Origin of the sequence: Klebsiella sp. MS 92-3, from assembly GCF_000195655.1 — a bacterium.
GTDB classification, from domain to species: domain Bacteria; phylum Pseudomonadota; class Gammaproteobacteria; order Enterobacterales; family Enterobacteriaceae; genus Klebsiella; species Klebsiella pneumoniae.
Window position 1 is genome coordinate 399 of record NZ_GL882869.1, and the last position, 4431, is coordinate 4829.

The 4431-nt window shown below is 62.8% G+C and carries 5 protein-coding genes; 3 read left to right on the plus strand and 2 right to left on the minus strand.

Annotation, left to right across the window (positions count from 1 at the left end):
* Positions 1–94: 94 nt before the first annotated feature.
* Both HMPREF9538_RS01490 and HMPREF9538_RS01485 read right to left on the minus strand, forming a co-directional pair.
* A complete protein-coding gene (locus HMPREF9538_RS01490) occupies positions 95–1312 on the minus strand; it encodes an MFS transporter (protein WP_009486378.1) in 1218 nt (405 codons plus the stop codon).
* 177 nt (positions 1313–1489) lie between these two features.
* A complete protein-coding gene (locus tag HMPREF9538_RS01485) occupies positions 1490–1951 on the minus strand; it encodes a winged helix-turn-helix transcriptional regulator (protein ID WP_004175770.1) in 462 nt (153 codons plus the stop codon).
* A gap of 60 nt (positions 1952–2011) precedes the next feature.
* On the opposite strand from HMPREF9538_RS01485, the gene HMPREF9538_RS01480 reads away from it, so the two are divergent.
* The 3 genes from HMPREF9538_RS01480 to HMPREF9538_RS30750 all read left to right on the plus strand — a co-directional run.
* Positions 2012–2260 carry a tautomerase family protein gene (locus tag HMPREF9538_RS01480; RefSeq protein ID WP_004175772.1) on the plus strand — a complete coding sequence of 83 codons (249 nt, stop codon included), beginning with the start codon at positions 2012–2014 and terminating at the stop codon, positions 2258–2260.
* A 186-nt stretch (positions 2261–2446) separates the two neighbouring features.
* The gene (locus HMPREF9538_RS01475) at positions 2447–3640 is read left to right on the plus strand and encodes an MFS transporter (RefSeq protein ID WP_223174957.1); all 1194 of its coding nucleotides are present in this window, start codon (positions 2447–2449) and stop codon (positions 3638–3640) included.
* Between the two features lie 128 nt (positions 3641–3768).
* On the plus strand, positions 3769–4431 hold a 663-nt coding region (locus tag HMPREF9538_RS30750), incomplete at its 3' end, for a chromate resistance protein ChrB domain-containing protein (RefSeq protein WP_071813943.1).

Below are 4431 nucleotides of genomic sequence, written 5' to 3' on the forward strand. Positions count from 1 at the left end.
CTTGACCATTTAAGCCAGGGACGGGCGGGGGGGGGGGGGGGGGGCTCCCCCCGGGCTGGCGATTTCCTCTCTCCCCAGGTCGCTGTGCCGTAGGTTACTGCCCGCTCTCGCCGACTGGCGGTGACGCGGAGACGGTGAGCAGCGGAGCGCTGCGCCACCATATCATCAGGGCGACAATCGCGATAACGCTCAGCACGCCGAAGGCGGTGGCACAGGAGTAGTGCCCGGCGATAGACCCGGTTAACGCCGGACTCATTGCCGCCCCGGCGCCCTGCATCAGCATCACCACGCTCTGTCCAGCGTTAACGTGCCCGCTGCCGCGCAGCAGCGAGACGATAAAGCTGGGCACCGCCACCCCCAAAATCCCTGCCGCCAGGCCATCAAGAATTTGCACCGGGACCATCATCGCCGGGGCGTCGCTGGACGCCGCCAGCGCCGCCCGGATGGGCATGATCAGCAGCGCCAGCAGGATGCATCGCCAGTAACCGTATTTGTCGATGCTGCCGGCGACCCGGATGGCCACCGGGATCATCACCACCTGCGAAATAATCACCGTGGCGGCGGCAAACAGTCCGGGATTGAGGTGTCCCGGCGCGGCGGCGATCCGCATGCTCAGCATCGGCAACAGTGCGGCATTGGCGAGATGGAACAGCATCAGGGTTACGCCGGCGATCAGCAGCGGCGTATGGCGGAACAGGATGGCAAACCCCGGCAGGGAGGGCGTGGATGCCGCTTCGATGCCGCGGGCGGCATCATCGTCGATATCGCCGCCGCGGATCGCCAGCAGGGCGACCAGGGTAAGCAGCGTGGTACAGGCCATCAGAATGAAAATGCCGCCGATGCCCCAGTACCAGGCGATAGCCCCGGCCATTAGCGCGGTGAAGAAATTTCCCGCGTGGTTGAAGGCTTCGTTTTTCCCCATCTGGGCGCTAAAGCCGCGCTGTCTGGCAAGACCGAGGGTAATCCCGGCGATCAGCGGTCCGACAAAGGCCGCGCAGATGCCGCTGGCGACTTGCGAGAGGGCGACCACGCTGGTCTTCTGACTAAACCAGAGCAGCAGGGTGGTGAGGGTGATCACCAGGCAGACCCCGGCCAGCAGCAAGCGCTTATGCCGCGAGCTGTCGGTGATGAAGCCGGCGGGCAGGGTCGCCAGCAGGCCGGCGATACCGCCGACGGACATCAGCAGGCCAATGTCCTCCGCCTGCCAGTGACGCTGGGTGAGAAAGATCCCCAGAAACGGGCCGAGGCCGTCGCGCACGTCGGCAATAAAAAAGCTGGTCAGACATAAAGCCCGCAGAGAACGAAGCGACATTTTCTACCTTTAGCATGCGCGATCTGCGCGTCGGAATGGTCACCGGATACCTTCATCCTTTATCGCACAGTTCGATGAAACAAAAATGTCCCGCGCTCGTCGGGTACCGTGGCTATGCAACATACCCGCTTGCGGCGGCTTTCGCCAGAGGCGTACGAAAGTTCTGTAGCGGCGCTATTAGCGTTCGTCTGCCTTGACGATCTGCAGGGCGGCGGGGCTCGCCACGGTGCCGCTGGCAGTAATAAACCCCGGATGGACAGCCTCGCCGCTGGCGCTGTCCACCAATGCTATATGCGGCGCACTGTGCAGCACGTGCTGGTGGCCCCATTCCATCAGGGCGAACAGCACCAGCGCCAGGCTACGGCTTTTATCAGTCAGAACATATTCATACCGTTCGCGGGAGCCGGCTTCCCGGTAGGGCACTTTGTTGAGCAATCCCGTTTCGGTCATGGTTTTTAACCGGGTGGTGAGCGTCTGGCGGGTAATATGGGTGTGCGACAGCAACGTTTCAAAGCGCGTCACGCCGTAAAACGCCTCGCGTAGGATCAGCAGCACCCAGCGGTCGCCGAGTATTTTGGCTCCTTCCGCCAGGCCGCACAGCGCCGGGTCGAGGTAGGGCAGTGATTTATTTTTTGACATCGCGAGATTGACCTTCTACTCTGAGTTTGAATTTTAGACCTAGATGCTAAGGAGAATAGCGTGCCATTTGTTAACGTGCAAACCATTAAAGGGATCATGACCGCGGAACAGAAAAGTGAGCTGCTGCGACGGATGACCGATCTGCTGGTGGAGATTGAGGGGCAGGGCGATCCGCAGTTCCGTCAGTCCGTCTGGATCCGCATTGACGAACATGACCCGGAGCAGTGGAGTCTGGGCGGCGTCCAGCCGACGGCCGCAATGATCGCGGCGAAATTTGCCGCCGCGCGGCGCGACGGATCCCCGGAATAAAACGCGCGGCGAAGCCCGGCCCGGCGATCTGACGCAGAAGAGGGGCCAGATCGCCGGGTAATATTGCGATTCGCTATGGTGCAAAAGCGTATTTTGCGGCTAAGGTAACGGTCAGGGAACCCAACAAACAGGGCGCGATGCCAGACGGCCAGCCTGGCGCCACTCTCAAACCGGTGAAAACAACGGATGTCTACAGAACACATGCTGCCGCTGGCGGTGCAGAACAAAAACATCTTTCGCCTGGCTGCCGCTCAGGCGCTGGCCGGCGCCAACTCGGTGGTCTTCTACGCTACCGGCGCGATAGTGGGTAACGCGATTGCCCCCAGCCCGTCGCTGGCCACGCTGCCGATCACCCTGTTTGTGCTGGGGATGGCGGCCTCCATTCTGCCTTTCGGCGCGCTGGGGCGAACGCGGGGCCGCAAAGCGGCGTTCAGGCTCGGCACCGGCGCCGGGATGGTGACCGGACTGGCGGCCGCCCTGGCGGTAGTGCTGAATTCTTTTCTGCTGTTTTGTCTCGCCGCGATGCTTGGCGGCGCCTATGCTGCCGTGGCGCTCAGTTTTCGTTTTGCCGCCACCGACGGCGTCGCCCCGGCGCGTCGCGCCCGTGCGCTGTCGCTGGTGATGGGCGGCGGTGTGGCCGCCGGGATCATTGGCCCGATGCTGGTCACCGGCACCATGCACCTCTGGCCGGCACATACCTTCGCCGTCACCTTCCTCGCTCAGGCGCTGGTTGCAGTGCTGGCCGCCTTTTTGTTGAGAGGGGTGACGCCGGCGGAGCCCACCGCGGCCAGCGTGCGCGGAGGGCGGTCGCTGCGCGAGATTGTCCGCCAGCCGGGTTTTGCCACTACGGTATTCAGCGGCGCGGTGGCCTATATGGTGATGAATTTTCTGATGACCGCCGCGCCGCTCTCCATGCATATGCACGGTCTTTCCCAGCAGGCCGCCAACCTTGGGATCCAGTGGCATGTGATGGCGATGTACGGCCCGGGATTTTTCACCGGCCGGCTGATCCAGCGCTTCGGCGCAGTGCGAATGGCGGCGGCGGGATTGCTGATCACCGCCGCGTCGGTGGCGGTCGGCCTGAGCGGTCTCGGCGTGTATCATTACTGGCTGTCGCTGATTTTGCTCGGCATCGGCTGGAACTTTGGCTTCACCGGCGCCTCGGCGAAAATCATCGATTTCCACCGCCCGGAAGAGAAGACCCAGGTTCAGTCGCTCAACGATTTTCTGGTCTTCGGCGTGATGATCGTGGGGTCGTTTTCGTCCGGGGTTCTGCTCAACGCCTTCGGCTGGAACGCCGTGCTGTGGGGCTCCCTGGTCCCGGTTGCGGTGGCGTTGTTGACCCTGCTGCTGCGCCCCTTATCCCCATCCCGCGCTTAGCGCCTGGCCTGCCGCTGCGCAGGCCGTCTTTTGCTTTTTTCAGCTATGCATTGCTGAAATTCATCTGACTCCTTGCGCGTAAAAACGTCACAGACGCTACATGCTGTAGTAATCTCTACAACATGACAATGCATCTCTTGATCCTTAACCTGACAACGTCTCAAGCCACGCTGCGCATGCGTGTCTGGCGAACCCTGAAGCAGAGCGGGGCAGCGGTCCTGCGCGATGGGGTCTATCTGCTGCCCGACGTGCGCCAGGGCTATGACACTTTCCTCAGCACCTGCCAGGCGATCCGCGCGGAAGGGGGGACCGGGTATGTTTTCACGATTGAGGCGGCGGAAGAAGAGGCGCTCAGGCCGCTATTCGATCGTCGTGAACAGTACGACGCGCTGTTGCAGGATCTGCAGGCGCTGCAGGGGACGTTATCCAACGACGAACTGGCGGCTCAGCTCAAACAACTGCGTAAAATTCAGCGTGACTACCGGCGGATCGAGGCTATTGATTTCTTCCCGGGGGCCGCCCGGGAGCAAGCCGCTGAGCGACTGGCCACTATCGAGCAGGTCATTAATCAGCGGCTATCGCCGAACGAGCCGCAGTCGGTGGCGGGCGAACTGAGCCTGCTGGACAGAGGCGCCTTTCGCGGCCGGCTGTGGGCCACCCGCCGACGCCCGTGGGTCGATCGTCTGGCCAGCGCCTGGCTTATCCGGCGCTTTATTGACGACGAGGCGCGGTTCCTGTGGCTGGGCGCGCCCCCCACGCGACCGGGGCCGGGGGGGGGGGGGGTGTTTTTT

Bases quoted from the DNA above. Each gene is read 5' to 3' on its own strand.
- HMPREF9538_RS01490 (WP_009486378.1), bottom strand. From the start codon at position 1,312: ATGTCGCTTCGTTCTCTGCGGGCTTTATGTCTGACCAGCTTTTTTATT.
- HMPREF9538_RS01475 (WP_223174957.1), top strand. From the start codon at position 2,447: ATGTCTACAGAACACATGCTGCCGCTGGCGGTGCAGAACAAAAACATC.
- HMPREF9538_RS01485 (WP_004175770.1), bottom strand. From the start codon at position 1,951: ATGTCAAAAAATAAATCACTGCCCTACCTCGACCCGGCGCTGTGCGGC.